At 59.4% G+C, this 24495-nt stretch carries 20 protein-coding genes and 2 pseudogenes; 14 read left to right on the forward strand and 8 right to left on the reverse strand.

Going from position 1 to position 24495, the window contains the following annotated elements; all coding sequences use genetic code 11:
* Positions 1-16 precede the first annotated feature (16 nt).
* The 4 genes and pseudogenes from VEJ16_17545 to VEJ16_17560 form a co-directional block, all read right to left on the reverse strand.
* A complete protein-coding gene (locus VEJ16_17545) occupies positions 17-2824 on the reverse strand; it encodes an aminotransferase class I/II-fold pyridoxal phosphate-dependent enzyme (GenBank protein HYB11468.1) in 2808 nt (935 codons plus the stop codon).
* A 90-nt stretch (positions 2825-2914) separates the two neighbouring features.
* Positions 2915-3772, reverse strand: a complete 858-nt coding sequence (locus VEJ16_17550; GenBank protein ID HYB11469.1) for a carbon-nitrogen hydrolase family protein — start codon at positions 3770-3772, stop codon at positions 2915-2917.
* Positions 3773-4011: 239 nt separating this feature from the next.
* Positions 4012-4331 (reverse strand): annotated as a pseudogene (locus VEJ16_17555) (cytochrome b/b6 domain-containing protein).
* Between the two features lie 221 nt (positions 4332-4552).
* A complete protein-coding gene (locus VEJ16_17560; protein HYB11470.1) occupies positions 4553-5569 on the reverse strand; it encodes a D-2-hydroxyacid dehydrogenase in 1017 nt (338 codons plus the stop codon).
* Between the two features lie 202 nt (positions 5570-5771).
* Here VEJ16_17560 and VEJ16_17565 point away from each other — a divergent pair, with 202 nt between their 5' ends.
* The 4 genes from VEJ16_17565 to VEJ16_17580 all read left to right on the forward strand — a co-directional run bounded on the left by VEJ16_17565 (position 5772) and on the right by VEJ16_17580 (position 9863).
* Entirely contained in the window at positions 5772-6914 is a 1143-nt protein-coding gene (locus VEJ16_17565) for a dihydrolipoamide acetyltransferase family protein (protein ID HYB11471.1), read from the forward strand.
* A gap of 114 nt (positions 6915-7028) precedes the next feature.
* Positions 7029-7760: an aspartate/glutamate racemase family protein gene (locus VEJ16_17570; protein HYB11472.1), complete on the forward strand. Its 732-nt coding sequence runs from the start codon at positions 7029-7031 to the stop codon at positions 7758-7760.
* A gap of 26 nt (positions 7761-7786) precedes the next feature.
* Positions 7787-8890, forward strand: coding sequence for a pyruvate dehydrogenase (acetyl-transferring) E1 component subunit alpha (gene pdhA / locus VEJ16_17575; protein ID HYB11473.1), 1104 nt, complete (start codon positions 7787-7789; stop codon positions 8888-8890).
* Positions 8883-9863, forward strand: coding sequence for an alpha-ketoacid dehydrogenase subunit beta (locus tag VEJ16_17580; protein ID HYB11474.1), 981 nt, complete (start codon positions 8883-8885; stop codon positions 9861-9863). Before pdhA ends, VEJ16_17580 begins: the two co-directional genes overlap by 8 nt.
* Positions 9864-9871: 8 nt before the next feature.
* Here the strand turns inward: VEJ16_17580 and VEJ16_17585 are convergent, their stop codons facing one another.
* Positions 9872-10636: an SDR family oxidoreductase gene (locus VEJ16_17585; GenBank protein ID HYB11475.1), complete on the reverse strand. Its 765-nt coding sequence runs from the start codon at positions 10634-10636 to the stop codon at positions 9872-9874.
* 129 nt (positions 10637-10765) lie between these two features.
* Between VEJ16_17585 and VEJ16_17590 the strand changes: the two genes are divergently transcribed.
* The 4 genes and pseudogenes from VEJ16_17590 to VEJ16_17605 all read left to right on the forward strand — a co-directional run bounded on the left by VEJ16_17590 (position 10766) and on the right by VEJ16_17605 (position 14890).
* Positions 10766-13108 (forward strand): xanthine dehydrogenase family protein molybdopterin-binding subunit, encoded by a 2343-nt coding sequence (locus VEJ16_17590; GenBank protein ID HYB11476.1) that lies wholly within the window; start codon positions 10766-10768, stop codon positions 13106-13108.
* A complete protein-coding gene (locus VEJ16_17595) occupies positions 13105-13956 on the forward strand; it encodes an FAD binding domain-containing protein (GenBank protein HYB11477.1) in 852 nt (283 codons plus the stop codon). The genes VEJ16_17590 and VEJ16_17595 overlap by 4 nt, the downstream gene beginning before the upstream one ends.
* Positions 13953-14390: pseudogene (locus VEJ16_17600) on the forward strand ((2Fe-2S)-binding protein). Before VEJ16_17595 ends, VEJ16_17600 begins: the two are co-directional and overlap by 4 nt.
* Before the next feature lie 95 nt (positions 14391-14485).
* Positions 14486-14890, forward strand: a complete 405-nt coding sequence (locus VEJ16_17605) for a RidA family protein (protein ID HYB11478.1) — start codon at positions 14486-14488, stop codon at positions 14888-14890.
* 11 nt (positions 14891-14901) lie between these two features.
* Here the strand turns inward: VEJ16_17605 and VEJ16_17610 are convergent, their stop codons facing one another.
* Positions 14902-15303, reverse strand: a complete 402-nt coding sequence (locus VEJ16_17610) for a VOC family protein (protein ID HYB11479.1) — start codon at positions 15301-15303, stop codon at positions 14902-14904.
* A gap of 40 nt (positions 15304-15343) precedes the next feature.
* Complete coding sequence (locus tag VEJ16_17615) at positions 15344-16198, reverse strand: alpha/beta hydrolase (GenBank protein ID HYB11480.1); 855 nt, start codon at positions 16196-16198, stop codon at positions 15344-15346.
* Positions 16199-16548: 350 nt separating this feature from the next.
* On the opposite strand from VEJ16_17615, the gene VEJ16_17620 reads away from it, so the two are divergent.
* The 6 genes from VEJ16_17620 (at position 16549) to VEJ16_17645 (ending at position 23479) form a co-directional block, all read left to right on the forward strand.
* Entirely contained in the window at positions 16549-17643 is a 1095-nt protein-coding gene (locus VEJ16_17620) for an extracellular solute-binding protein (GenBank protein HYB11481.1), read from the forward strand.
* A gap of 140 nt (positions 17644-17783) precedes the next feature.
* The gene (locus tag VEJ16_17625) at positions 17784-18854 is read left to right on the forward strand and encodes an ABC transporter ATP-binding protein (protein HYB11482.1); all 1071 of its coding nucleotides are present in this window, start codon (positions 17784-17786) and stop codon (positions 18852-18854) included.
* Entirely contained in the window at positions 18844-19737 is an 894-nt protein-coding gene (locus tag VEJ16_17630; GenBank protein ID HYB11483.1) for an ABC transporter permease, read from the forward strand. The genes VEJ16_17625 and VEJ16_17630 overlap by 11 nt, the downstream gene beginning before the upstream one ends.
* Positions 19734-20513, forward strand: coding sequence for an ABC transporter permease (locus VEJ16_17635; protein HYB11484.1), 780 nt, complete (start codon positions 19734-19736; stop codon positions 20511-20513). Before VEJ16_17630 ends, VEJ16_17635 begins: the two co-directional genes overlap by 4 nt.
* Positions 20514-20525: 12 nt before the next feature.
* Positions 20526-21305: an enoyl-CoA hydratase-related protein gene (locus VEJ16_17640; protein HYB11485.1), complete on the forward strand. Its 780-nt coding sequence runs from the start codon at positions 20526-20528 to the stop codon at positions 21303-21305.
* 131 nt (positions 21306-21436) lie between these two features.
* On the forward strand, positions 21437-23479 hold the full coding sequence (locus VEJ16_17645; protein HYB11486.1) for an acetate--CoA ligase family protein: 2043 nt from the start codon (positions 21437-21439) through the stop codon (positions 23477-23479).
* 47 nt (positions 23480-23526) lie between these two features.
* Here the strand turns inward: VEJ16_17645 and VEJ16_17650 are convergent, their stop codons facing one another.
* The gene (locus tag VEJ16_17650; protein HYB11487.1) at positions 23527-24438 is read right to left on the reverse strand and encodes an amidohydrolase family protein; all 912 of its coding nucleotides are present in this window, start codon (positions 24436-24438) and stop codon (positions 23527-23529) included.
* Between the last annotated feature and the right edge of the window lie 57 nt (positions 24439-24495).

Genomic DNA, 24495 nt, shown 5'->3' on the forward strand with positions numbered 1-24495 from the left:
ACGCCTCGAAGACGTCTCAATCGTCGCTCGCCGCCGCAGAAACGCTCGCCTTCGCCGCTGCGGTTGGCTTCGTCGCCGCTGTGAGTGCATCCACGGTGAAGACTCTCAGGCCGAATTCAGGCCGATAGCCGTGGATTTCCTTTACGTCCGTCTTAGCTATGAATGTCAAAATGTCATCGCTGACGACCTGGCCGGGCACCAAGATCGGGAAGCCCGGCGGATAGGGCGTTACGAAGTTCGCTGACACTATTTGCCGCCCGGCGGCCAAGCGCTGACGGGCGCCCGCAAGCAGAATGTATTCCACCTTGTCCTCGTCGTACGCGAGAAAATACGCCTGTCGGATATCGCCTTCACGCGTCTCACTGCCGGTCGAAGAGCGGAAGGCATCGTGAAAGCACGTGAAATCGGGAAGTGGCGGCAAATCCTGACATAGCGAGTTGACGCGATTATCTTGCATGCGCCGTTCGATGGCGCTCGCGTCAGCCTGACTTTCGTCCAGTTCCTGCGCGATCTTCACCAGGACTTCGATCAAATAGGCGATCGAGCTGCGGGTCGTCCCGATGTTGGTCATGAATAGCACCGTATTGCGGGACGTCTTGTTGATCTGGATCCCGAACTTATCCATGAGGTGCTTGTTCTTGAAGGTGTTGCCGTCGATCCCCGTCGGGCCGACATAAAGCGTGAGGCGGGTGGGGTCGAGAACGAATTCGTCTCCCGCCCAGGCTTGTTCCATACGCGACCAGCCCGTGTCCGGACTGTAATAGGTCTCGATGCCCGACTGACGGTGCTCCGCTGGAATGACATCCTCGATGGTGAGAAAACGAAAATAGCGGCGTAAAAGCGGGTGCGTTGCGACACTTTCGCGCAGTACCATCGCCATCTCGACCTGTTTTTGGACGAGCTCGTAACCTTCGAGTTCGACCTGCCGGCGGCCGACGTCGAGCGATGCAAGAATCTGGTAGTTGGGCGAGGTCGACGTGTGCGTCATGTATGCTTCGTGGAACATCTCCTCGCTCTTCGCCTTGAAATCCTGATCGTTGATATGGATCATCGAGCCTTGCCGCAGCGATGTGAGCGTCTTGTGCGTCGACTGGGTGCTGTAGGCTCGCACGCGCACCTTATCGGGATCGGGTAACAGTCTGGTCGTCAGCCACGCCTGATCGCTGTCGCGGTCGAATACGGCCTTGAAATCTTCATGGCGCTTACGGTAGGTCGACGTGCGATAACGCTCTCTGAGACGCTCCGCCACCGCCATCGCGGTACGCTGACGATAAGTTGGCGTAAACCGTGCAAAGGCGAACCAAGCCTCATCCCATAGAAAGATCAAGTCAGGCTTTATCGCAAGGCACTCCTCCATCACGCGCTCGACGTTGTAGACGACACCGTCGAACGTGCAATTGGTGAGTAACAACAGACGCACCCGATCAAGCTTTCCGGCGCGGCGATATTGAAGGAGCGCCTCTTTAATCTGGCTGAGGGGTACCGCGCCATACATCGAGTAATCGTGAAGTGGGTAAGAATCGAGGTAATGAACTTGAGCGCCTGCAAGCACGAGCCCGTAGTGGTGTGACTTGTGGCAATCGCGATCAACGAGCACGATATCGCCCGGTTGCACAAGCGCCTGCACGACGATCTTGTTGGCTGTCGAGGTTCCGTTGGTCACAAAAAAAGTGTGACGTGCGCCGAACGCTCTCGCGGCCATCTCCTGGGCGGCTTTGAGCGGACCGGACGGATAGAGCAGCGAGTCGAGACCACCGGACGTGGCGGAGGTTTCCGCAAGGAAGACGTTGATGCCGTAAAATTGAGCCATGTCCTGGATCCAGTGGGATTTAACTATCGACTTCCCGCGAGAAATCGGCAGGGCATGAAAAACGCCAGTCGGTTGACGCGCATAGGCCCTCAGTGCGCTGAAGAACGGTGCATCGAAGCGGTGACTAACCCCGCGCAAGATACTGAGGTGCAGCTCGAGATAATCTTCCTGACGATAGAAGATTCGGCGAAACTTCTGACTGATGGTGCCGGCAATATCCTCAACCGAAACATCGGTGACGAGATAAAGATCGATTTCGGGGCGCAGAGTATTAATTACGGCTCCAAGCAGGGGACCCCGTTCGGTATCGGGCTGGAGTTCGAGATCGCTCTCATCGATTCCGTCGAGATATGACTGCAAAATTTCTAGTCGGTGTTGTGAACGAAAGGCGAATCCGTAGCGTATCACGCAGGCCTGGATGTTGTGGTTGAACAGCACGGCGATCAACGCGTCTTCGAAACTCGGCACAACAACAAGCTCGTAGACGAACGGGTCCTCCGGTCGACGCACGCGGCGGAGGCCGATCCGCAAATTTTCTTCCTCCTTCTCGTCGAGCGTATCGACGATCAAGACCTCGAAGTATGGTCGGGCGCGGCCGATTTCCTCTGGAACGTCTTCCGGCTCGACGTCTTCGGTTCTCCCGGCCTGCAGCCCAGCCGCATTGCGCTCCATCCCGCCGCGGTACGATTCGCTTATGAGTGCCCGGTTGATGCGCGCGGACGATTGAGCAAGTGCTCCGTAATCTTTTCGATCGAAAAGGAGCCTGAGCCTGCTTAGGCAACTTTTGCCGGGAAACGCCCAGTAGCTCTCCACGGGCTCCAGCAGCCGTATGTCCTTTTCGACGGCTGCGCGAACCCGCTCATTTTCGGCCTTTCGGAGCGTCGCTTCCGCGAGCCTTGCCGAGTTATGCTTGACTCTGTTCCAGGCGTCCGCCCGCAACTGCGAGGCATTGTAATATGCGCTCAGCGACGACCCCGCAGGATGAGTGTCGCTATCCGGTCGATCGTGCGACATCAAAGCAACTCCCACGTCATGGCTGAATTGCGTCAGGGCCAAATTCAGTCAGGTGGTCCGACACGCAATCAGCGATCGGCGCTAGCCGGTTCAGTTTCCACGCACGGGCTTGCTCACTTTCCCCAACGAGTTGAGGTACGACCCATCGAAACTTTCGCGCTTGTAGACAGTAAAGTCGACAGGTCTGTCACGGAAACTTTTCAGCGGTTGCCCTAGTCCGCGCACGCCCCGCTCGCGCTCCCATCGCACACGCTCGAGGTCGATCTGAATTGGCATCAGTTCGGTGTCATCGCCGGCTTGATGCAACACGTAGCCCGAGGGATCGATCACAATCGATCGGCCGACACCGCCCCCGCCCGCGCCATTGATATCGAAGAAGTAGCACTGGTTGATCGCCGCCATGGCGCGAGCAATCGGCAGTTCGACATCGCGGTCTATGGTATCCGTCATGGTTGGATGCAAGATTACCTCAGCCCCGAGTGCGGCTAGTGTGCGCGTCGTCTCGGGAAACCACATGTCGTAGCAAATCGATAAGCCAAATCGGCCGGTCTGCGGTACGTCGAAGACGCAAAACTCCGTGCCGGCTTCGACGCCGAGCTCGAAGGGGCGAAATGGAAACATCTTGCGGTAGCGCTGGATGACTTCACCCGTCGGATCGATGACGAGTGCGGTGTTGTATATGCGGTCATCGACTCGCTCGAAATAACTCCCCGGAATGAGCCAAATCTTGTGGCGCACCGCCATTTCTCGGAAAGCTGTTTCCGCCGGGCCTCCAGGCGCCTGGGCAAGTGCGGGCATTGGACCGTAAGCGGCTAGTTCGCTGAACAATGCCATTTGCACCCAGGGGAAGCGGTGCATCAGCGCGTCGAGCGCTTGTCGAAGGACGGGCACATTGTCGACACCCGCCGATATTCGCAATTGGATGCCGGCAATTGTGAATGGAATCATGCATTACCTCTGATTGTCACGCCATCCGCCGCTACACGTATCGACTAGCCGGTCCTTTTCACAGCATTATGGTTTTCCTCGGCGCGAACACGGCATCGAGCCGTTTCGCTCGCCTGCCCCCCGCACGGGTCAGGCGGCCGACCCCATATTCCGCCAGGGATTAAATTGAATTGTACCGATAGCGCCCGGGGTTAGCGACCGGGAAAAAGCGACCATTCGTCCTAAAATGAGCTCGGCCGATAAACGACCTTCTGGCCACCGTTGAATCGATGGGCGGGCGGATGATCGTGTCCGATCAGCCCGCCGCCTCGCCTAATCCATTCGAAATCGACGCGATTGGGACGTTGCCTGCGAGCCACATGAAGAAGATCAAGACGACGCCAAGCGTGAACGGAAAGCTCAGATAGTTGTGGGCGTACCTCGCCCATTTCGATCACGCCGTGAAGGCTTCGGGGATTATGAGTGGCAACAACAGCGACTTGCCGAAAGTGATTTTGGGTCCGGAGAGGGCCAGTGTGACGAAACAGGTCGCGGTAAGCCAGTGAACGAAGCGGGAGAACCACAATGCGCAGCTTCATTGCCGTCTGTGTGGCGACTATCCCGATCGCCGTCGTTGGAGCAATCGGCCGGAGTTTCATGCAGGAGCCTGTGTCGGTAGCGTTCCCAACACAAGCCGTCAGACTATAGTCCCCGGCAGAATCGTCGGCTCGCGCCTGGTTCGTTTTTGCGAGTTGGCGTCAGCGAACCAGGTGACGATCTAGCGGCGGTCTTGCAGGCCATTTAATAGCCCCGGACCGGATCAACGACGTTTTTCAGCGCTTCACCGCTGCGCAATCGGCGCGCGTTCTCGAAAACAATATCCATGGTTTTGGGCATGTAGTTCTCAGCGTCGTCTGAGGACACGTGCGGCGTGATCACGAGGTTGGGCGTGCGCCAGAGCGGAGAGGTGGACGGCAACGGCTCCCGCTCGTGAACGTCTATGACCGCACCCGAGAGAGTGCCAGACTTAAGCACCTCGGCGAGCACTTCATGGTCGATTGAAGCGGCACGACCAATGTTCATGAAGGCGGCCCCAGGCTTCATCAGCGCGAACCGCTCCCGGTTCATGAGCAGTTTCGTCCGAGGCGTCACTGGCACGGACAGGACGACTATGTCGGCCTGTGGCAGCACTTGGTCAAGTTCGTCTTCGCGAAACATACGATCGACATGGGGATGAGGCGCACCTCTCATCCGAATGCCAAGTACGCGGCATCCAAGAGATTTCGCAGCCTCAGCTACCGTGCCACCCATGTGGCCGACACCAATGACCAGAACGGTCCGACCTTTAATTCTCGGGGTGAAAATCTGCTCCCAGCGGGATTCTCTTTGGTTCGTCATCATTGCCGGAAGGCGCGCATGCATCATCAGAAGCGCCATCAATGCGAACTCGCGCAGCTTCTCTACATGGACGCCGCTGTTATTCGTAAGCCGGATTCGGTCAGGTAACCAATCGAGCGGCAACAGGGGCTCGATTCCCGCACCGTTGATATGTATCCACTGAAGGTTTGGCGCCTGCCGCAAGAGGTCGCGCAGCGGAAATTTGGGGTCGCGGAGCACGTCGTTGGACGTCACGAGGGCGTTGGCCGTGGCAAGTGGGGTAAGGTCCGCGAGATCGGAGCCCAGGGTCGTGTGAATGTCCGACATGCCAGACCTCGACTTGGCCGCGTCGATCAACTCGGTCGTCATACGGAAGACCACCGCGCGCGTGCGCCGCGTCTCGAAATGAATGTGGAAGGTAACGGACGTCGCACTCGCCATGCGCATCTCCGATCGGGCGCTCGAGGTAATCTAACTTTTGAACAATTGGGCCATTGAGCATGTGGGTCTTGTTCGGTGATCGTCGAAGCTGAACCAAGCGCAGGCGTAGATCAAGTCGCGATTTGCGCCGATGCGACGATGCGCGCTTGGAAGATTTGGCCTAATCTAGTGCAATTTACTGCATTCACAGCGCAGGTGGTCCATGAAGGCTTTCCGGCTTCCAGATCTGGGAGAAGGCCTGCAGGAGGCAGAGATAAGGGAATGGCACGTAGGAGAGGGTGATCAGGTCAGGTCCGACGATCCGCTCGTCTCAGTCGAAACGGAAAAGGCGGTAGTCGAGGTACCCGCACCTTGGACTGGTCGCATTGGGAAGCTATGCGCCCGTACTGGCGAAACCGTCAAAGTCGGAGCGGTGATTGTCGAATTTGAAGATACCTCGGCCACTGCTACTGCAGGTCGTGAACAGCACCTCAGCACCAATAGACCGTTAATTGAGTTTCCGCCGCTGCGGCCATTCGCGGGTTCAGATCGCATTGTCGCAATGCCCGCGGTGCGGTTGCTTGCGCGAGAACTTGCCGTGGATCTGACGACAGTCAAAGGTTCGGGCCCGGAGGGTGCAATCCTGGTCCGCGACCTGGCCGCGGCATTCAGGGCCCGTTCGGGAGTCGAACCGGAACAGATAGGGCCAGCCGTAACTGAGAGCGACGTCACGGCGGACTATCGTCCGCTCGCCGGAACGAGACGTGCGATGGCGCGAACGATGGCGCGTTCGCACGCCGAGGTTGTGCCGGCGACCGTTCATGAGGAGGCCACGTTCGCTCCCTCTCGAGTCCGAACGAACCTCACGGTACGGCTGCTTCGCGCGCTTATCGCCGCGATTGAGACCGAGCCTGTATTGAATGCCTGGTTCGAAATGCACCACGGTCTGAAGATGAATCGCAGGATCGATGTAGGAATTGCCGTCGACACCGCGGACGGCCTTATCGTACCGGTGCTGAAGGACGTCCAGGGGCGTGATTCAGCAAATCTTCGCGCCGAACTTGACCGTTTGGTTGCGGCGGCACATGCGCGCACGCTGCGCGTCGACGAGTTGCGTGGTGCGACTATTACGCTTTCGAACTATGGGATGATCGGCGGCCTCCATGCTACACCGGTCGTCGTACCACCACAGGTCGCAATTCTCGGTGCAGGGCGGCTCACGCCTCGTGTGCTTGCCCAAGAAGAACGGCCCGTTGTCCGTCCAGTTTTACCGCTTTCCCTTAGCTATGATCATCGGGCGATCACCGGCGGTGAGGCTGCCCGTTTCATATTGGCCGTGGTCGCGGACCTCGAACGACCGGAATGACAGAGGCGGCGCACGGGAGGACCGCGGCAATATTGACCCGGCGTCGTCGTGTTATTAGCATTGGATTTCATCGCAATTCGAAAGTGTGCGCGCGACCACCAGGGAGGGTGTTCCATGCCTAAATATCGCGTGCGCAATGCCGACACCTACGGGCACGCCATAGGGGTGCTCCTGCTCGATTATCGTGGGCCCTTCATACCGGGCGATGTCGGTAACGCGACGACCTATCGCTATCCGGTTCTGTTCAAGCTCGTGAAGGGCCTGACGCTCGATCGCGTCTTTGCGGGGGATCCGGAGTGCGAGACCGCTATCGTGGAGGCGGCGAGAGAGCTTGAGGCTTTCGGTGTGCGCGGCATATCGAGCGATTGCGGATTCCTCATCCAGTACCAGGAGGCCGTGAAAAAGGCAGTCAAAGTGCCGGTATTCATGTCGAGCCTCTTGCAGATCCCGTTCCTGGCCCAAATGTTCGAACCTTCGCGTCCGGTCGGCTGCATCACGGCCAGCCGCACTAATCTCGGCAACAGGGTACTGGAGCTGGCGGGGATCAAGAGCGAGATCAACGTGGTCATCCGGGGCATGGAAGATCAGCCGCACTTCAGGCAGGCCATTCTCGAGGAAGCCGGCGACCTCGATTCCGACATGATCGAGGCCGAGACGATTGCATGTGCTCAGGACCTGAAGGAGCGGTACCCCGACATGGGCGCCATCGTGTTCGAGTGCTCCATGTTGCCGCCTTACGCGAAGGCAGTACAGGATGCGACGGGTCTCCCCGTGTTCGATTTCATTACCATGATCAATTACTTCTACGAAGGCGCTCATCGGCGGGCTTATCATGGATATTACTGATCGGTAGGCTGCGACCGGAGAAACGAATGGCGGAAGGCCAGACGGGAAAGCCCGATACGCTTGTTGCAGCGTTCGAAATCCGACGTCGGCAATACCTCGATGAGCATGGCATTGCCGTGGCCACACTTCCCGCAAGCGCTGCCGATCCGCAATTTCTCAAGCGACTCTATCGCGCGATGTCTCAGGCACGCGCCTTCGATGCCAAATGCGTGAACTTGCAACGCACTGGCCGTCTCGGCACGTACGCGACTGCACTTGGCCAGGAGGCAGTACCAGTTGGCGTTGCATCTGCCATGCGAGAGCGAGATGTGCTCGTGCCCTCTTATCGAGAAGGGGGTGCTCAGATTTGGCGCGGCGTTCGGATGGACGAGCTATTGATCTACTGGGGTGGCGATGAAAGTGGCAATGCCTACGCCGACCCGCGCGTGAGGCACGATCTGCCGGTTTGCATCACCGTTGGCAATCACGCCCTCCATGCCGCAGGTGTGGCCACAGCGTTCAAACTCAGAGGCGAGGATCGTACCGCTGTCTGTGTGTTCGGTGACGGGGCCACGTCGAAAGGCGATGTCTATGAGGCATTCAATGTCGCAGGTGCGTGGTCGCTGCCGGTCGTATTCGTCATTACCAATAATGGCTGGGCTATTTCGACCCCGCTCGAGCGGCAAACGGCTGCAAAAACGCTCGCCCAGAAGGGACTAGCCGGCGGACTTCAGGTTCTTCAAGTCGACGGAAATGACGTGATCGCCGTTCACGACGCCATGCAGGAGGCGCTCGAGTTCGCCCGCGCAGGAGTCGGGGCGAGCCTCATCGAATGTTTGACCTACCGTCTGAACGATCACAACACGGCTGACGACTCGACGCGCTATCGCGAACACGCCGAGGTCGAGGCGCGCTGGCCCTATTGCCCGCTGAAACGGATGCGCGCATTCCTCGAAAATCGGGGCTTATGGTCCGAAGTTGACGAGGAGGCCTTGCAGGCGGAGTTGGCATCCTCGATCGAGCACAGCGTCGCCCTCTATCTCGCCCATACCGCGCCCGCGGTTGATAGTATGTTTGCTTATCTTCATGCCGAACTGCCGGCCGCCTACTTGGCCCAGCAGGCGGATGCGCTGCAACACGTCGATGGCTGAAGTCAACGTCATCCAAGCGATCAACATGGCTTTGAGGCGCGCACTCGAGGACGATCCAGCGGTTGTGATCTTCGGGCAGGACGTTGGTGTTCATGGCGGGGTGTTCCGTGCGACGGAAGGCCTCTACCAGCGATACGGCGGCAAACGAGTGCTCGACACGCCACTGGCCGAGACAATGATTGGAGGCCTTGCAGTCGGCATGTCGACACAAGGAATGAAACCCGTCTGCGAAATCCAGTTTCAAGGTTTCCTCTATCCCGTGCTCGACAATCTCGCAAACCATGCCTCTCGATTGCGCACGCGCACGCGGGGGCGGATTAGCTGCCCGATCGTGCTCCGGGTGACCCATGGCGGCGGCGTCCAGGCACCCGAGCATCATTCTGAGGCTATCGAGTCGATCCTGGCTCATATTCCGGGCCTTAGGGTGGTCATTCCATCCACGCCGGCAAAGGCCTACGGGCTTTTGCTGTCGGCGATCCGCGATCCAGACCCCGTTATTTTCCTTGAGCCGACGCGCCTCTACCGATCAGTGAAGGCAAACGTGGAAGATAGCGGCGATGGCTGGCCGCTCGATTGTTGCGACGTGGTGCGCGAAGGGGACGACCTGACCCTCGTCGCGTGGGGTGCGATGATGCAGGAAACGCTTGCGGCAGCGTCAACACTCGCCGAACGCGGGGTGTCGGCCGAAGTCATCGACGTCGCCACGATAAAGCCCTTCGATGCGGAGACTGTGCTCCGCTCGGTCTCCAAGACGGGGCGCTGCGTGATCGTCCACGAGGCGGCCCGCACGGCTGGATTCGGCGCGGAAATCGCAGCAATCCTCGCAGAACGAGCAATGACGGCGCTTTTGGCGCCAGTTGGGCGGGTCACCGGCTACGATGTCGTCATGCCGCTTCCGAAACTCGAGAAGCGATATCTTCCAACAACCGGTCGTATCCTCGCTGCTTGCGAGCGGTCGCTCGCATGGGGGTGACCCAGCACTCATGCGCTAAGGCCACCGTCCACGACAATCGTCTCGCCCGTAACGTAGCCTGCTCCCGCGCAAAGGAAGAGGATGACTTCGGCATAGTCCGCGGGCGTGCCGGCCCGCTTGAGCGGCACGCTCGCAATTGCCCGGCCCATCCATTCAGGGTCCCATTTGCATTCCCACGCAGACCCGTGGACGATCCCCGGAGCGATCGCATTCACGCGAACTTCGGGGGCAAGGCCACGTGCGAGTTCTTTGGTCATGTTGACGAGGGCGGCTTTTGTCGCGCAATAGACCGAGCTGCTGCCGCCGCCGGCGAATGCGGAAATCGACGCTGTATTAACGACGGCGCCATGGGCGGCCCTGAGGTGCGGTGCTGCTGCCTTCGTGCAGCGAAATGGTCCAAGGAGATTGACGGACAATAGCCGCTGCCAGAACGCTTCCGTCTGGCGGTGAAGATCGCTTGGCGAAATTGGATGCGGGGTGCCGGGCGTTGCCGCGTTATTGATCAGGTAATCGAGCCGACCCAGCTTGGCGACGGTCGTTTGCACCATTGATTTCGCGTCCTCAGGGTCGCCGACATCGCCTGGGGCGGCCACCGCCTTATGGCCTTCGGCACAAAGTTGCTCGACTTCGGATGCCAAAGTGGCGTTTTGCGGCAGATCGTTCAATGCCACGTAGGCTCCCATTCGCGCCAATAGCGTCGCCGTCGCCAGCCCGATTCCTGCGGCAGCGCCGGTTACGAGTGCTGCCTTGCCGCTCAGGTCCGTCGCAAGCATCTGCGCACCTCGCTGCAAAAGGTCATGACCAAGTGCAGGTTATCGTACTGCGTTAACGCGGCGGAATCATCGACTCCGCCACGCGAGACCTAGATTGACAGAACGACTCCCCAGCGCGAACAATGTCGAATGGCAAGGGGGGGAATAGGGGAACGACTCCTCCGCAAGGAGGACGCGCGATTTCTTGAGGGCCGGGGCCAGTACGTTGCCGACATCGTCCTTCCGGGCATGATGCATGCAGCGTTCTTGCGCAGCCCCCACGCCCACGCGCGTCTCAAGTCCGTGCGCAAACCTCGTGGACAGGACAATCGGGTCTTTGTCGCCGCCGATCTCGATGGCATCAGGGCAATCCGCTCAAGTCCAAACTTTGCAGGATTCAAAGCGGCTGATTTCCCGGTTCTGGCGGTTGGCAAGGTCCGCTATGCCGGCGAGGCGGTTGCCATGGCGGTGGCGGAAACAGCCGCCGTCGCCGAGGACCTGATCCACGAAACCGCGGCCGACTATGAACCGCTCGAGGCGGTCGTCGACATGAAACGTGCCCTCGATCCGACGTCGCCGCGCGTTCACGATGAGTGGGCCGACAATCTCTTCTGCGAGTCGCGGTTCGATTGGGGCGATATGGACGCGGCGATTAAGTCGGCCAAGCATGTGATTACGCGGGAATTCCGCATGAACCGCCAGACCCCAATGCCGCTAGAGGGGCGTGCATGCCTTGCTTACGAGGATAAGCGGACCGGCGAGATATCGGTTTACGTCTCGCACCAGCTACCGGTGCCCATTCAAATCGGTCTCGCCAACTTTCTTGGATTGAGCCAGCGGCGCATCCGCGTTATCTCACCGGACGTTGGTGGTGCGTTCGGGCTCAAGACATACCTCGATGGAGAGACGATTGCGGTTACATGGGCGGCGTTGCGGCTTGGCCGACCGGTTCGATGGGTCCAGGATCGGTATGAGCACCTCGTCTGCGACGCCAACTGTAGGGATCACTGGTATCGGGTGACCGGCTACGCCGACGAGTCCGCAAAGATTCTTGCCATCGACTGCGAGGCTTGGTGCGACACCGGCGCATACTCGCCGTGGCCCTGGCCCGCTGGAATCGAGGCGGGCACCGCACCCGGCAATATTCAGGGCCCATACGACGTAAAGGCGGTACGAGGACGTGCCGTGACCGTGGCCACCAACAAGCCGCCTTCCCAACCCTATCGCGGCGTCGCGCGCCCCGGTGCGTGCTTCGCGCATGAGACAATGATAGACGCGCTCGCCCACGTGGTCGGGCTCGAGCCGCATGAAGTAAGGCTTCGCAATCTCGTCCGTCCCGAGCAGATGCCGTACCGGACCATTTCACGCAAGCTTCTTGATAGCGGCGACTATCCCGAAGCGATGCGACGTGCTGCGGAACTTATCCGCGTTGAGGCCGTGCGTGAGCGGCAGAAGCGTGGTGAGCCCGATGGGCGGCTCATAGGGCTCGGCTTTGCCGCCTTTTACGAACAGACTGCCTATGGCACGGGTCCATTTGGTTATTCCGCATGGGGCATTGAATTGGTTCCAGGACTCGAGCCGGCGACCGCGCGGCTTACTGGCGATGGGGAACTCGTTGTCGACGTCGGCGTCCATTCCGACGGTCAAGGTCACGAGACGATTTTCGCTCAAATCGCTGCGGAGGTTCTCGGCATCCACCCGGACAAAATCACCGTGCGATATGGCGATACATCGATCTCGCCTGTCGGGACGGGCACCTACACCTCGCGCAGCACGGTTTCGGCCGGTGGTGCAGTCGTGACTGCTTGCAAGCTCCTACGAAAATCTCTTGCCCGGATCGGCGCGCATCTTCTGCAGGCGAAGGAATCGGAGGTTGAAATTCGCGACGGCCATGTAGTTTGTCCGCATGGCAGCGTCTCTTTCGCCGAGATCGGCCGTGCCTGGTACCATCATCCTGAGGAACTGCCGGCCGATGTCGATCCACAAGGCCTTACAGCTATCGCGGGCTACAAAGCGATCGACGGCGGCGTTTTTTCATACTCGGTCCACGGCGTCACGGTCGCCGTCGATCCGGAGATCGGCACTGTCGAGATCCTCGATTACGTGATCGTCGAGGATTGCGGGCGCATGGTGAACCCGTTACTGGTCGAAGGTCAGGTGATCGGCGGTCTCGCGGCGGGCATCGGCAACGCGCTTTTCGAGGAATCGACTTATAACGAGCAGGGCCAACCCTTGGCGGCCACGCTTGCCGACTATCGTGTACCCGGTGCCGCGGCGATCCCGGACGTTCGTATCGTGCACATGGAAACACCGTCACCTTTCTCGGAGTTTGGCATGAAGGGTGTTGGCGAGTCCGGTGCGATCGGCCCACCCGCTGCGATCGCCAACGCGGTCAACGACGCGCTTCGCGCATTGGGCGTTGAAATCCTGGAAACGCCGATGACTCCCAAACGCGTTCTCGATGCGACTCGGCAAAGGCCGTCACGCTCATGAAGCCCGCCAAATTCGAATATACGCGGCCGAACTCAATCGAAGAAGCACTGCACCTTCTTGCGGGCAGCGCTGGACGAGGCCGCTTGCTAGCCGGCGGCCAGTCGCTAGGGCCGATGCTTAATTTGCGACTCGCGATGCCTGAGCTGGTTATCGATATTGGTCGAATCCAGGAGTTGCAGCGCGTCGAAGAAACGAGCGACGAAATCATTCTTGGCGCTGGAATCTGCCACGCCGACATAGAGGACGGCCGTGTCGTCGACGTCGCGCGTGGCCTATTGAGGCGGGTCGCAGGAGGCATCGCACATCGCGCGGTGCGCAATCGTGGGACGATCGGAGGTAGCCTCGCCCATGCCGATCCGGCAGCGGATTGGCCGCCGACGATGATCGCGTTGGATGCTGCACTCGATATCCGAAGCGTGCGGGGCGCTCGTAGAATGCAGGTTGCCGATTTCGTGACTGGTCCGCTAACGACGGCACTGGCGGAGGACGAAATGATCACGGCGATCCGTCTGAGGCGCTTCGACGCTGCGCTGTGCTGGGGGCATTGCAAGATTTCCGCAAAGCCAGGCGACTTCGCCGAAGCCGTCGCCATCGTGGCGATTGACCGCGCGCGCAACTCAGTGCGAGCCGTACTTGCCGGGCGTGCCCAGGCACCTACGATCATGCCTCTGACCGCGCGACGCATCGCCGAAAAACCGGGATGGACCAGCATCGATGGTCCTGCGATCAAGGAGGCGGTCCGTACCGACATTCACAGCGGCGCATCTGTGGCGCCGTTGCCGTTTTACGACCTCGCGCTGTTTGAAGCGAGCATGGCACGGGCCGCACGCGAGGCTCTAGCCGCATGATCACGGTTCATCTTCGCCTCAATGGACATCCCGTCGAGGGGTTGGTTGAACCACGGACTTCCCTTGCCGACTTCATTCGCGACAGCCAGCGCCTGACCGGTACGCACCTCGGGTGTGAACATGGTGTCTGCGGTGCTTGCACGCTGCTTGTCGACGGAAGGCCAATCCGCTCGTGTCTCATGTTGGCCGCCAGTGCTGATGGGCGCGATGTGCGCACGGTCGAGGGATTTAGAGGCGACAAAATTATGGGCGTTATTCACCGCTGCTTCACCGAATGCCATGCCCTTCAGTGCGGTTTCTGTACGCCGGGCATGCTCGCGACGGCATACGACATCGTGACGCGGTTGCCGGGGGCGGACCGCGCAAGGATCCGCGCCGAGCTCAGCGGCAATCTTTGCCGATGTACGGGTTACCTCGGCATCATCGCTGCCATCGAACGAGCACTTGACCAACTGCATGGCAAGGATCGCCACTCGCAATCGTCCTGATGCGTGGACGATCGAAATTGGTCGCAAATTCTGGAGGCTCAATGATCACACCACGCAAGGCCGCCATGAACCCCGAGGGCGTTGCAAAGCCCCTGAAGCCCCATTACTCCAACGCCGTTCGTGTGACCGCGGGGCCGCTCCTGTTCGTTGCGGGTCAAGTTGCCGTCGACCCCGAGGGTAAGATCATCGGCAAGGGAGACCTTCGCGTACAGGCGGTCCAGGTCTTGGAAAATATTCGGCTCATTCTTCGCGCACATGCCGCCGACATGGAAGACGTCGTTAGCGTTACCGTCTACGTGACCGACATCCGAGCATTCAATGAGATCGCGGATATCCGATTGCGCTACTTTCCCAAGGATGGCCCGGCCAGTGCCATCGTCGAGGTCTCGCGACTCGCTTTACCGGAGTTGTTGGTGGAGATATCTGCGGTCGCCGCGGTACCGTGACACATTGAGACTTATTCCTTGGCGCCCAACCAGCCCTTACGGGAGATGTCGAAGATGATACCGTCGGGATCCTTGAATTTGCGCTCGAAGTTTTCCTTTTCCTGATCGTTGCCGAGGTCAAAGAAAAAGGTACCGCCCGCTTCCTCTATTCGCTTTTGGGTCTCGACCATATCGTCGACCTGAAAACCAAAATGATGGGCGCCGACGAAACTCTCGGCATTGTCGAGCCCCGATCCCCGCTTGCCACGGTATTTGAGGATTGCGAGGTTGATGACGCCATCGCTCAAATAGATGGCGGACGCGAAGTCGAGATCCTCGCGCCCGACCCGCTTGAGATCGAAAACCTGCTCGTAGAACCGCGCAGATTTCTCGAGATCCCGAGCGACGATCGCAAAATGCCGAAGTCGAGCCATTTGTCTCCTCACTGAATAATTGGCAGATAATCCATCGCGATCAGGTGTTACGCAAGAGGGTGCGGACCCTGGTCGTCCACGGGCGATCGGCGATGCCGCAATCCTCGTGCGTGTTGAAGTGATTGCGGCACTCAAGCTCGAGAAGCTCGGCAACGTTTCCCGCGGCGCGCAAAGCGTCCGCCATCCGGCTCGCCTGCGGAATGAGTTCGGGAAGATCCTTTGCGCCGTAGGTAATGTGGAACCGGACATGGTTTCCCATCGTAAAGCAAATCGGGCTTGCGACGGTGACGTCCTCGGGTCGCGACAAAAAGCTAGCGACTTTCTGGCGGCGCACGGGGTCGTCGCTTGCCAGATCGAATGGTGCGCTGATCGCCAGGCAACTTTGAATCGCGCCGTCGGGCACCCCGCGGGCGCGCGCAGCATCACGCCGCAACGTTGCCAACGCCGCGAGATGGCCGCCTGCGGAATGACCGCCAAGATGGATTCTATGCGGATTACCCCCGTATTTAGCGATGTTGCGTAGAATCCAGCCAACCGCATCCAACGTGTCTTCAAGCTGTGCGGGGAACCGTGCCGCCGGCGCATGGCGATAGGAAACGGCAACGAAAGCCGCCGGCGTGCCAACAATGGCGGGTGCCATGAAGGCGAGCCATTCCTTGCAGCCGTTGACCCAAGCCCCGCCAGGTAAAAAACACAAGACCGGCAGATCGGCGTGACTCTCGCCGTCAGGCAGATAGACATCGAGTTTCTGCCAGTAATCCGGTCCGTAGGGTTGATCGAGAACGCATCTCGTCGCCGACTGCGCCTGCCGCCCAAGCGTCATGATGTGGTCGACATAGCGCGGACCGTCGGGGTGTATCAGGGCCGGAAGCGGTGGCAAATCGTCGAATGACATGAGACCGAGGAACCGCCGTCGATTTCGATGTACACGCGGATAGTAAGTCCCAAATACCTCCTTGGCGCAAACGTTCTCAAATCCAGACGCCCGCCAAGTGTTGCACATTTTTACTCGTCCTTGGGCTGCGGCTTGCAGGACAAATATTTCCGCGATATGTTGAAAATGCGGGCTATTTCGCGCTTGCCGACGCGAATTTCGGGCGGGTGCAACCGAATTGAGAGGCGCCCGCCGGCCTTTGCAGGGACGATCGTGATGCCCTTATACGGCGAGCGAATTCGATGCCGACCCCTCGCGCCGGCCCCGACGTCTCAAAGAACTCTACCGAAACGACGACGGGAACACGGAACATGAGTAGCAAGGCCAACGCCGGTAAGCCGCTTTTCACGCGTCGGTCTGCGAGCTTAATTCTCGCGGGTGCCACGATATCGATCGTCATGCCGCGCGCGAGGGCGGATGAAAAGACGGTCTATCTCCTCACCTGGGGTGGCACCATCCAGCAAATGTTGGAACGCGATAATTGGGCCCAGAAATTTGCCGACGCGGCGGGCTTTCGCGTGGTGCTCGTCCCCAAGGCCACCGGTACCGAAATCATGGCGACGGCGATTGCACAGAAATCGAACCCACAGGTTGATGTCGTGCAGTCGGACCTTTTGCCCTGGCTCAGCGGGATTGATCAGGACCTTTACGTCCCGCTCGATCGGTCGTCCGTGCCGAATATCGCGAAGCTATACGAGCCGGCACTGATCAAAGATCGGAAGGGGGCGCAAATCCTCGGTGTCGAGCCATATGGCGACTTGTTCTGCCTGATCTACAACAAGGACACATTTGCAAAGAAAGGGTGGGCACCGCCAAGCAAATGGACTGACCTCGAGCGGCCGGAATTGAAGGGTCAGTTGTTGATTCCCCCGGGTACATCCGCATATGGGCTTTATGCGTTGATCATCGAGGCGCGCGCCCATGGCGGCAGCGAGAGAGACATTGAGCCGGGCTTCAAAGCCATGGAGAAGATCGGTCCCGGCGTGGTCGACTGGAGCGATACCTTCGCCAAAATGTCGCAATTCCTGGAGGATGGAACGGCAGCGCTCGCCTTCCACGGCGTCGCGGGCGCGCTTGACATGCAGCGACGCGGCCTGCCGGTCGCTTATGTCATTCCGGACCCCGCCTATATGAGCCCGACGGCCATGGGCATCATGAAAAACGGGCCGAACCCTGCCGGCGCACGCGCGTTTGTCAATTGGTGGATCAGTCCTGAGGTCCTGGCTTATCGCGCGGAGACTTATGGACAGACGGTCACAAACAAAGACGTCAAACTTTCGGAGGCGGCCGCTGCGAAGCTCCCCGACAAGGAGAAATTGGCCAATCTCGTTGAAATCGATTATTTCACAGTGCTGAATAATCGCCAGGCATGGGTGGACCGCTTCCAGCGTGAGGTTTCCAAATAGGATTGTTGACAATCGCTGGCGGCAAGAACGGCGCAATGGCTTCGCGTGGAGTTATTCCGGCGCCACGGGCATATGATTTTGCGCGTGAGATCGCCCGAAGAATTCAAGAGCAATTTGCAATGATGTCGTAGGTGCGCCGAATGTCTCTTGAGCTTGTGGGGGTCAAGAAATTCTTTGACGGCGTACGCGCGGTCGACGGAATTGATCTGTCGGTCGTGAAGAGCGAGCTCTTCGTTCTCCTTGGGCCGTCCGGCTGTGGGAAGACGACGTTGCTTCGCACGATCGCTGGCATCTATGGGATCGATTCGGGCCGTGTAATCCTCAATGGCCGCGATCTAACGCGCACGCCGATGCATCGGCGGAACATGGCGATGGTGTTCCAGAGCTTCGCACTCTTTCCGCATCTCTCAGCCTTCGACAATGTCGCCTTCGGCCTGAAAAACCGCGGGCTAGACCGGCGCGAGATCGATAAACGGGCGAAGGAGGCGCTCGCCCTTGTGAGGTTGGAGACGCTCGCGGCTCGCTATCCGGCTCAACTCTCGGGTGGCCAGCAGCAGCGCGTGGCCCTTGCACGCGCACTTGCGGTTCGTCCCGATCTTCTTCTTCTCGATGAACCCCTGAGCAACCTTGATGCGCGTCTGCGCGACGAGATGCGCGTTGAGATCAGGGAACTTCAACGCCGACTTGGAATCACGACCGTACTTGTCACTCACGACATCGGTGAGGCTTTCACCATGTCCGACAGGATAGCAGTGATGAGGGAGGGTCAGATCGTCCAAATTGGACGGTCGACGGAAATCTATCACTCCCCGGCAAACCGGTTCGTCGCGAATTTCGTGGGTCCGGCGAACGAGTTCCAGTTGACGAGCATCGAACAGGTGTCGGATCGGATGCGGGGCTTGGCGGGGGGAGAACTACAGGTCTGGCTACCCTCGCGAATTGACCGCCATGTTCTCGAAGCCGGCCCGAGCCTCATACTTCGCCCAGAGAGTCTACGCGTCGCGGTCGCCGATGGGGTGACGGACAACAAAATCACGGCCGAAATCGAGGATCTTGTTTTCCGCGGCAGTACTACCGAATGCCGCCTTCGGATCGGCACGCTGAAGCTCCTCGCCATATTGCCGAGCGCAGACGCCGCCTTGCTTCACGCTGGCCACTGCGTCACCGTCGGCTGGAATGCTGCGGACGGCGTGGTGACCGGTGCTCAGTAGTTCGGCAAACGTCCACATTTCCGCCAACAGGACAGGCGGCACATCCGCAATCTTTGCGGCGCCACTCATCCTCGTGATGGCGATCGGATTCGTCTTGCCGCTGATCCAGGTCTTCGTTAACAGCTTCCACCCAAACACCACGCGCGGTGTCGATTTCGAGCATTGGACCGTCGAAAATTATTTTCGTCTCGCCGATCCACTATATCTCGAGATCCTTCTGCGCACTCTGCGGATCAGCGCTGCGGTCACGGTGGTGAGCGCCATCCTCGCTTATCCGGTGGCGCTATTCATCGCGCGACTCTCACCGCGTCTGCAATCATGGATGATCCTCGCCTATGTCAGCCCGTGGCTCGTCAACACTGTCGTCAAAGCCCTCGGGTGGACAGTGCTCTTACGCACCAACGGCGTGATCAATACCGTCCTGAGCCAGCTCGATCTCATCGATCGTCCGCTGCGGCTTTTGCTCACGGAGGCAGGTGTCGTCATAGCACTCGTGCCCGGACATTTCATGTTCGTCCTTTTGCCACTGTGGACGGCGATTTGTGCGCTCGACCCGGCGTTATCCTGGGCGGCGGGAACGCTCGGCGCAACACCGGGTGGGGTATTTCGGCGCGTTGTCTTGCCATTGACATTGCCCGCTTTGATTGCCGGACTCGTTATCAACTTCATTATGAATATGACCGCCTTTGCCATTCCGATGCTGATCGGTGGCGTGCGCAACATGGTCGTTTCGATGCTGGCCTATCAGGTCGACCTTATCTCGCTCGACTGGCCATTGGGGGGTGCGCTTGCCGTAACCCTGCTCGCCTTCACACTGGCACTCGTCTGGGCTGGTCAGCGCATCGCGGTTCTCGGGGTTTCGAGGCAGGCGGTCAGGCTATGATCCGTGCGATCAACGTCATCATGCTCGTTGTCGTGCTGGCGCCGGTGGTGGTCGTCGTGTGGATCTCATTCACGCCGACCGCAACCTTTGTAATGCCTTTCGGGTCGCTTTCGCTGCGCTGGTACCGAGAAGCTCTCTCCTATCCAGGATTTGTCGACGCCTTTTTTCTAAGTGTGGAGGTCGCCGCTATCGCCTCGCTAATTACGGTTGCCGCAAGTTTTCTCGCGGCCTACGGCCTTGTGCGGTATCCGCGCAATGCAGCGCCCGCGTTGATGGGTATCTTCACGGCACCCCTGCTGGTCCCGGCGGTTGTCTACGGCATCGCCATGCTGCAATTCGTCAATCGGATCGGCCTCTATAACCAACTCCTCGGTCTTGTCCTGGCGCATGCGATCCTCGTCGTCCCCTTCGCCATTCGTTCCCTGGCCTCGACAATACGCAGTGTTCCGGAGGAGCTCGAATGGGCGGCGATGATACTCGGGTATAATCGCGTCCGCATGCTGTCGCTCATTACCTTACCGCTTTGCACGCGCGGGATTGTGACCGCCGGCCTGTTTTGCTTTCTTCTCTCTTTCTCCGAAGTGACGACCACGATTTTCATGTCCGGCCCGAGCTTGCAGACGCTTCCAGTGCGCATCTACAACTACATGTCCGACCGCATCGATCCGACCGTGGCCGCAGTCTCGGCGCTTGTCGTTTTCGTTTCCCTTGCGCTGGTCCTCATACTCAATCTGTTAGGTGGCTTTCGACGCATGGGTTCGCGGCTTTATCCATGAAGGTACGAACCAATGAGCAACGATTTACTCGTCGAGCACGATGGCTTCCTCACCAAGCTGACAATCAACCGCCCGCCTCTCAATCTTATGACCCTGCAACTTCTGAAAGACATCGTGCTGGCGCTCGAAGAGATGAAAGCGCGTTCAGATACTCGCGCGATCCTGATTGGTGCCACGGGTACGCGGGCCTTTTGCGCCGGCGCCGATCTCAAGACGCAGGATGAGACCAGTTCGGCTGGCGCTGCCGCTTCCCGCGAAGTTGGGATGCGAATGATCGAATTGATCGAAGATCATCCAAAACCCATAATTTCGGCCGTACGCGGCTGGTGTATTGGCGGCGGTACCGCAATCGCCTGGCCCTGTGACATCCGCCTTGCGGCGCAATCGGCCAGATTCCGTGCGGGCGACGTGTACCTTGGTCTGGCGCCGAGCTGGGGTTTGGGCAACGCACGCCTCGTACATTATATCGGCCGCAACCGCACGCTCGACGTATCGTTGCTCGGCGACGATGTTACGGCTCAGGAGGCTTATGACTGGGGCCTTGTCACGCGCGTCTTCCCCGATGAGATCTTCGATCAGGAAGTTATGCACCTTGCCCACAAGCTCGCGGGCGCTGCACCCCTTCCGGTGCGAGCAATAAAGGAGAGCGTGCGCGTTCAATACCGGGAATCGCCCGATCGCGCCATGGAGATTGCCGAGCACTGGACTCGTGTCATTCACGACTCGGAGGATGCAAAGGAAGGTGTGCGCGCAATGCTGGAAAAGCGTAAGCCTGTATTCAAGGGCCGGTAAAGTCCCGTATAGGGTGTCATTGGAATGCAGATTGACAACCGCGCACAGCGTCGTCGGAGTATGAAATGACGAGCGCGCCGAATAAGAGCGCTCCCCGCCTCACAATACGCGAGATTTTGGAGCCGAAACGAGTGGCTGTCTTCGGCGCCTCCGATGACCGCGGAAAGTGGGGCGGTCGCATCATGCACTATCTCGCCTTGCATGGTTTTGCGGGCGACGTCGTGCCAATCAATACGCGCCGCGACCTGGTGCAAGGGCGCAAATGCTATTCCCGTATCGGCGATGCGCCAAAGGCCGATGTCGCGGTGATTGCGGTGCCGGCACCCGCTGTGCCGAACACGCTCCGCGAATGCGCCGACGCCCATGTTGGTTGCTGCGTCATCATTACCGCAGGGTTTGCCGAGGCTGGTCCTGAAGGCGAGCAAGCGCAGCGCGAAATAGCGGCGATCGCCGCGCAGTCGGGCATGCGACTTGTCGGACCGAATTGTCTCGGCCTCATCAATTTTCGCAATGGAATGGCGCTTACGTCGGCGCGCGTTCTCGATGTCGAGAAAATTCACCGCGGCCATATCGGGCTCGTCTCGCAGAGTGGAGCCTTGATGCTTTCCGTCTATAACCGCGCCCACGACCAGGCGATCGGCTTTAGTCAGATTATCTCCGTTGGCAACCAGGTCGATCTCGATATAAGCGATTTCTTCGAGCACATGATCGGCGATCCCGATACCCAGGCCATCTGTTTGCACATCGAGGGCCTGCCAGACGGGAAACGCTATCTCGAACTGCTGCAACGCGCCCGGCGAGAGGGTAAGCCCGTGGTCGTGCTGAAAACCGGCCGCAGTGCGCAAGGGGAGCAAGCCGCACGCTCGCACACGGCGAGCCTCGCCGGCGCTTATCCGGTGTTCGCGGCCGCAAGTCGCGAGGCCGGCGCCGTCCTTGTCGACGATCCCGACGTGATGGTGATGCTGGCGAATTTCCTGATTCGCTACGGCCCAGCGCGCGGCGAGACCCTAGGCATTGTGTCGTCCTCGGGAGGTATGAACGGAATTGTTGCGGACCGATTGGCTGATGTAGGCCTGAGGCTCGCGCGCTTCGAAGACAAGACGCGCAAGGCGCTATCCTTCGCAATACTTCCCGATCATCTCGATAATCCAGTCGATATGGGAGCCCGCCGGCAGGACGCGGGCGAAGCGAAGGTAATCGCCGAGCCTATCGCCGCCGCGGTGGCTGCCGATTCCAACGTTGGGGTTGTGTTCGTCCCGCTGACGACGATTCCGAACTATGAGGCCTCGGTGACGGGAATCGCGAACGGCCTTCTTACCTCGAACACACCGGCGCTAATGGCACTCACGCCGGGCTCGGTCGCGACAGAGGTACGCGCGATCATCCGCGAGAAAGGCATTCCTTACTGCGACCGCATCGATGACGCTATCCGTCTCATGCGTGCGTATTTCGAGTATCGTCCACAGGCGGGAGCGCCTGCCAAACCGGCGCCGCGTCGGTTTCGCGGACGGGTGCCACATGGCGGGTACCTGACCGAGCCCGAGACTAAATCGTTGCTTGCCGCGGCAGGCGTGCGCGTGACGCGGGAACAGCTCGTGCGCACGCGCGAGGAAGCGGTGGAGGCGGCACAGGCGATCCGATTTCCTGTTGTCCTCAAGGGGGTCAGCAAAAAGGTGGTGCATAAAAGCGACGCCGGCCTCGTGCGAACTTCGCTAAACGATCAGCGCGATGTCGAAGCCGCCTTCGATGATGTGCGTGCCAAGCTTGCCGCTGTCGATCCCCACGCCGCGGCATGCGTTGTGGCTGAAATGGTGGCAGGTGAGGCAGAGTTGATCGTCGGCGTCAAGTACGACGGGCAGTTCGGCTCGGCGGTAATGGTCGGCTCAGGTGGAGTGCTGGTCGAGCTGATCGGCGACGTCGAAGTGGCGCTAGCACCGCTTTCACCCGAGATGGCCGAGGCGATGCTGCGGAGGCTGCGGATTTGGCCCTTGCTCGGGGGCTTCCGCGGGCATGCCCCGCTTGACGTTGCTGCCGTCATAGACACCCTCGTCAAGGTTGGCGAACTTGCTGCGGCGCTGGGCGAGCGTCTCGTGGAACTCGACATCAATCCGCTTTTCGTCAAACCTCGTGGGATGGGCGTCGTCGCCGCGGACGCGAGGGCCGTCATCTCCTGAAGCGATATGCACCAGTACCGCAATTTCGACGAACAATGTATCGCGGGTCAGTCGAGCCGGAAAAAGTTGCGCGCATTGTTGTAAAGCCATTTGTCAATGACATGATCCTTCAAGGGCAGCGCCTCGTAAAGCGCAATCGATTCCTTATAGGGAATTCCAACGCTTCCGAGCGATATGCCCACCATTATCTTGTCCTGCAGGAGCGTATTGCCGAATTGCAGGAACTGCTCCCAGCCCGAACCTGCCTGTGCGAAATAACGCGGGTGATGTGCCGCCGTATCGCAATAGAGATTGGGGTGGCGACGTAACAGACCGACCATGTCCGCGACCCAGGGCCAGCCGCTAAGTCCCGCGATGATGCGCAATTCCGGGAAATCGATGGCAACCTGGTCAAGATGCCGCGGATGACCCAAGTCGTACGGCCTGTCATTGGCATAGTTCATCGATGTGTAAATTCGCACGGGGACGTCGAGTTCGACGCACTTCGCGTAGAGCGGATAGTAGCGGCGGTCGCTCGCGGGGATCGTGTTGAAAAGGGCTGCGATCCGTAGGCCATGCAGGCCGAAGTCGCGAATGGCACGCTCAAATGCTCGCACGCCGCGCATGCCGTCGAAGGGGCTTATCGACGCGAGGCCCAGAAACCGGCCGGGATATTTCGCGACAATTCCGCCGAGTTCTTCGTTTGCGACCCGTCCAACGACACCGGTTACCACACCGGCCTCATCCATGCGCGATACGAAATCGTCAAGCGACATTCCCGTCGCGACTTTTGTGCTGCCCTCCGGTTGTGGTGCGCGGGAGCGAAAGATTCTGCCATAATTCGCAAATCCGTAGTCAGGCGGCGGTTCCATTCGTTCGGGATCGCCGTAGCCTTGCACGAGCGTCGTCGTTTCGAATTTGCGTGGCCGACCATGCTCATCAGGCGGCAGATCGCACTCGACATCGATTACTTTTCGCATTTGGCTCCCCAACGACGACCGATCGGAACGGGATTCGCAATCGTCGACAGCATGATA

It is taken from the genome of Alphaproteobacteria bacterium (assembly GCA_035625915.1).
Classification (GTDB): Bacteria; Pseudomonadota; Alphaproteobacteria; order JACZXZ01; family JACZXZ01; genus DATDHA01.

Bases quoted from the DNA above. Each gene is read 5' to 3' on its own strand.
- VEJ16_17560 (HYB11470.1), bottom strand. From the start codon at position 5,569: ATGGCGAGTGCGACGTCCGTTACCTTCCACATTCATTTCGAGACGCGG.
- pdhA (HYB11473.1), top strand. From the start codon at position 7,787: ATGGCGGAAGGCCAGACGGGAAAGCCCGATACGCTTGTTGCAGCGTTC.
- VEJ16_17610 (HYB11479.1), bottom strand. From the start codon at position 15,303: ATGGCTCGACTTCGGCATTTTGCGATCGTCGCTCGGGATCTCGAGAAA.
- VEJ16_17595 (HYB11477.1), top strand. From the start codon at position 13,105: ATGAAGCCCGCCAAATTCGAATATACGCGGCCGAACTCAATCGAAGAA.
- VEJ16_17565 (HYB11471.1), top strand. From the start codon at position 5,772: ATGAAGGCTTTCCGGCTTCCAGATCTGGGAGAAGGCCTGCAGGAGGCA.
- VEJ16_17570 (HYB11472.1), top strand. From the start codon at position 7,029: ATGCCTAAATATCGCGTGCGCAATGCCGACACCTACGGGCACGCCATA.
- VEJ16_17650 (HYB11487.1), bottom strand. From the start codon at position 24,438: ATGCGAAAAGTAATCGATGTCGAGTGCGATCTGCCGCCTGATGAGCAT.
- VEJ16_17590 (HYB11476.1), top strand. From the start codon at position 10,766: ATGGCAAGGGGGGGAATAGGGGAACGACTCCTCCGCAAGGAGGACGCG.
- VEJ16_17615 (HYB11480.1), bottom strand. From the start codon at position 16,198: ATGTCATTCGACGATTTGCCACCGCTTCCGGCCCTGATACACCCCGAC.
- VEJ16_17580 (HYB11474.1), top strand. From the start codon at position 8,883: ATGGCTGAAGTCAACGTCATCCAAGCGATCAACATGGCTTTGAGGCGC.
- VEJ16_17620 (HYB11481.1), top strand. From the start codon at position 16,549: ATGAGTAGCAAGGCCAACGCCGGTAAGCCGCTTTTCACGCGTCGGTCT.
- VEJ16_17635 (HYB11484.1), top strand. From the start codon at position 19,734: ATGATCCGTGCGATCAACGTCATCATGCTCGTTGTCGTGCTGGCGCCG.
- VEJ16_17605 (HYB11478.1), top strand. From the start codon at position 14,486: ATGATCACACCACGCAAGGCCGCCATGAACCCCGAGGGCGTTGCAAAG.
- VEJ16_17640 (HYB11485.1), top strand. From the start codon at position 20,526: ATGAGCAACGATTTACTCGTCGAGCACGATGGCTTCCTCACCAAGCTG.
- VEJ16_17550 (HYB11469.1), bottom strand. From the start codon at position 3,772: ATGATTCCATTCACAATTGCCGGCATCCAATTGCGAATATCGGCGGGT.
- VEJ16_17625 (HYB11482.1), top strand. From the start codon at position 17,784: ATGTCTCTTGAGCTTGTGGGGGTCAAGAAATTCTTTGACGGCGTACGC.
- VEJ16_17585 (HYB11475.1), bottom strand. From the start codon at position 10,636: ATGCTTGCGACGGACCTGAGCGGCAAGGCAGCACTCGTAACCGGCGCT.
- VEJ16_17545 (HYB11468.1), bottom strand. From the start codon at position 2,824: ATGTCGCACGATCGACCGGATAGCGACACTCATCCTGCGGGGTCGTCG.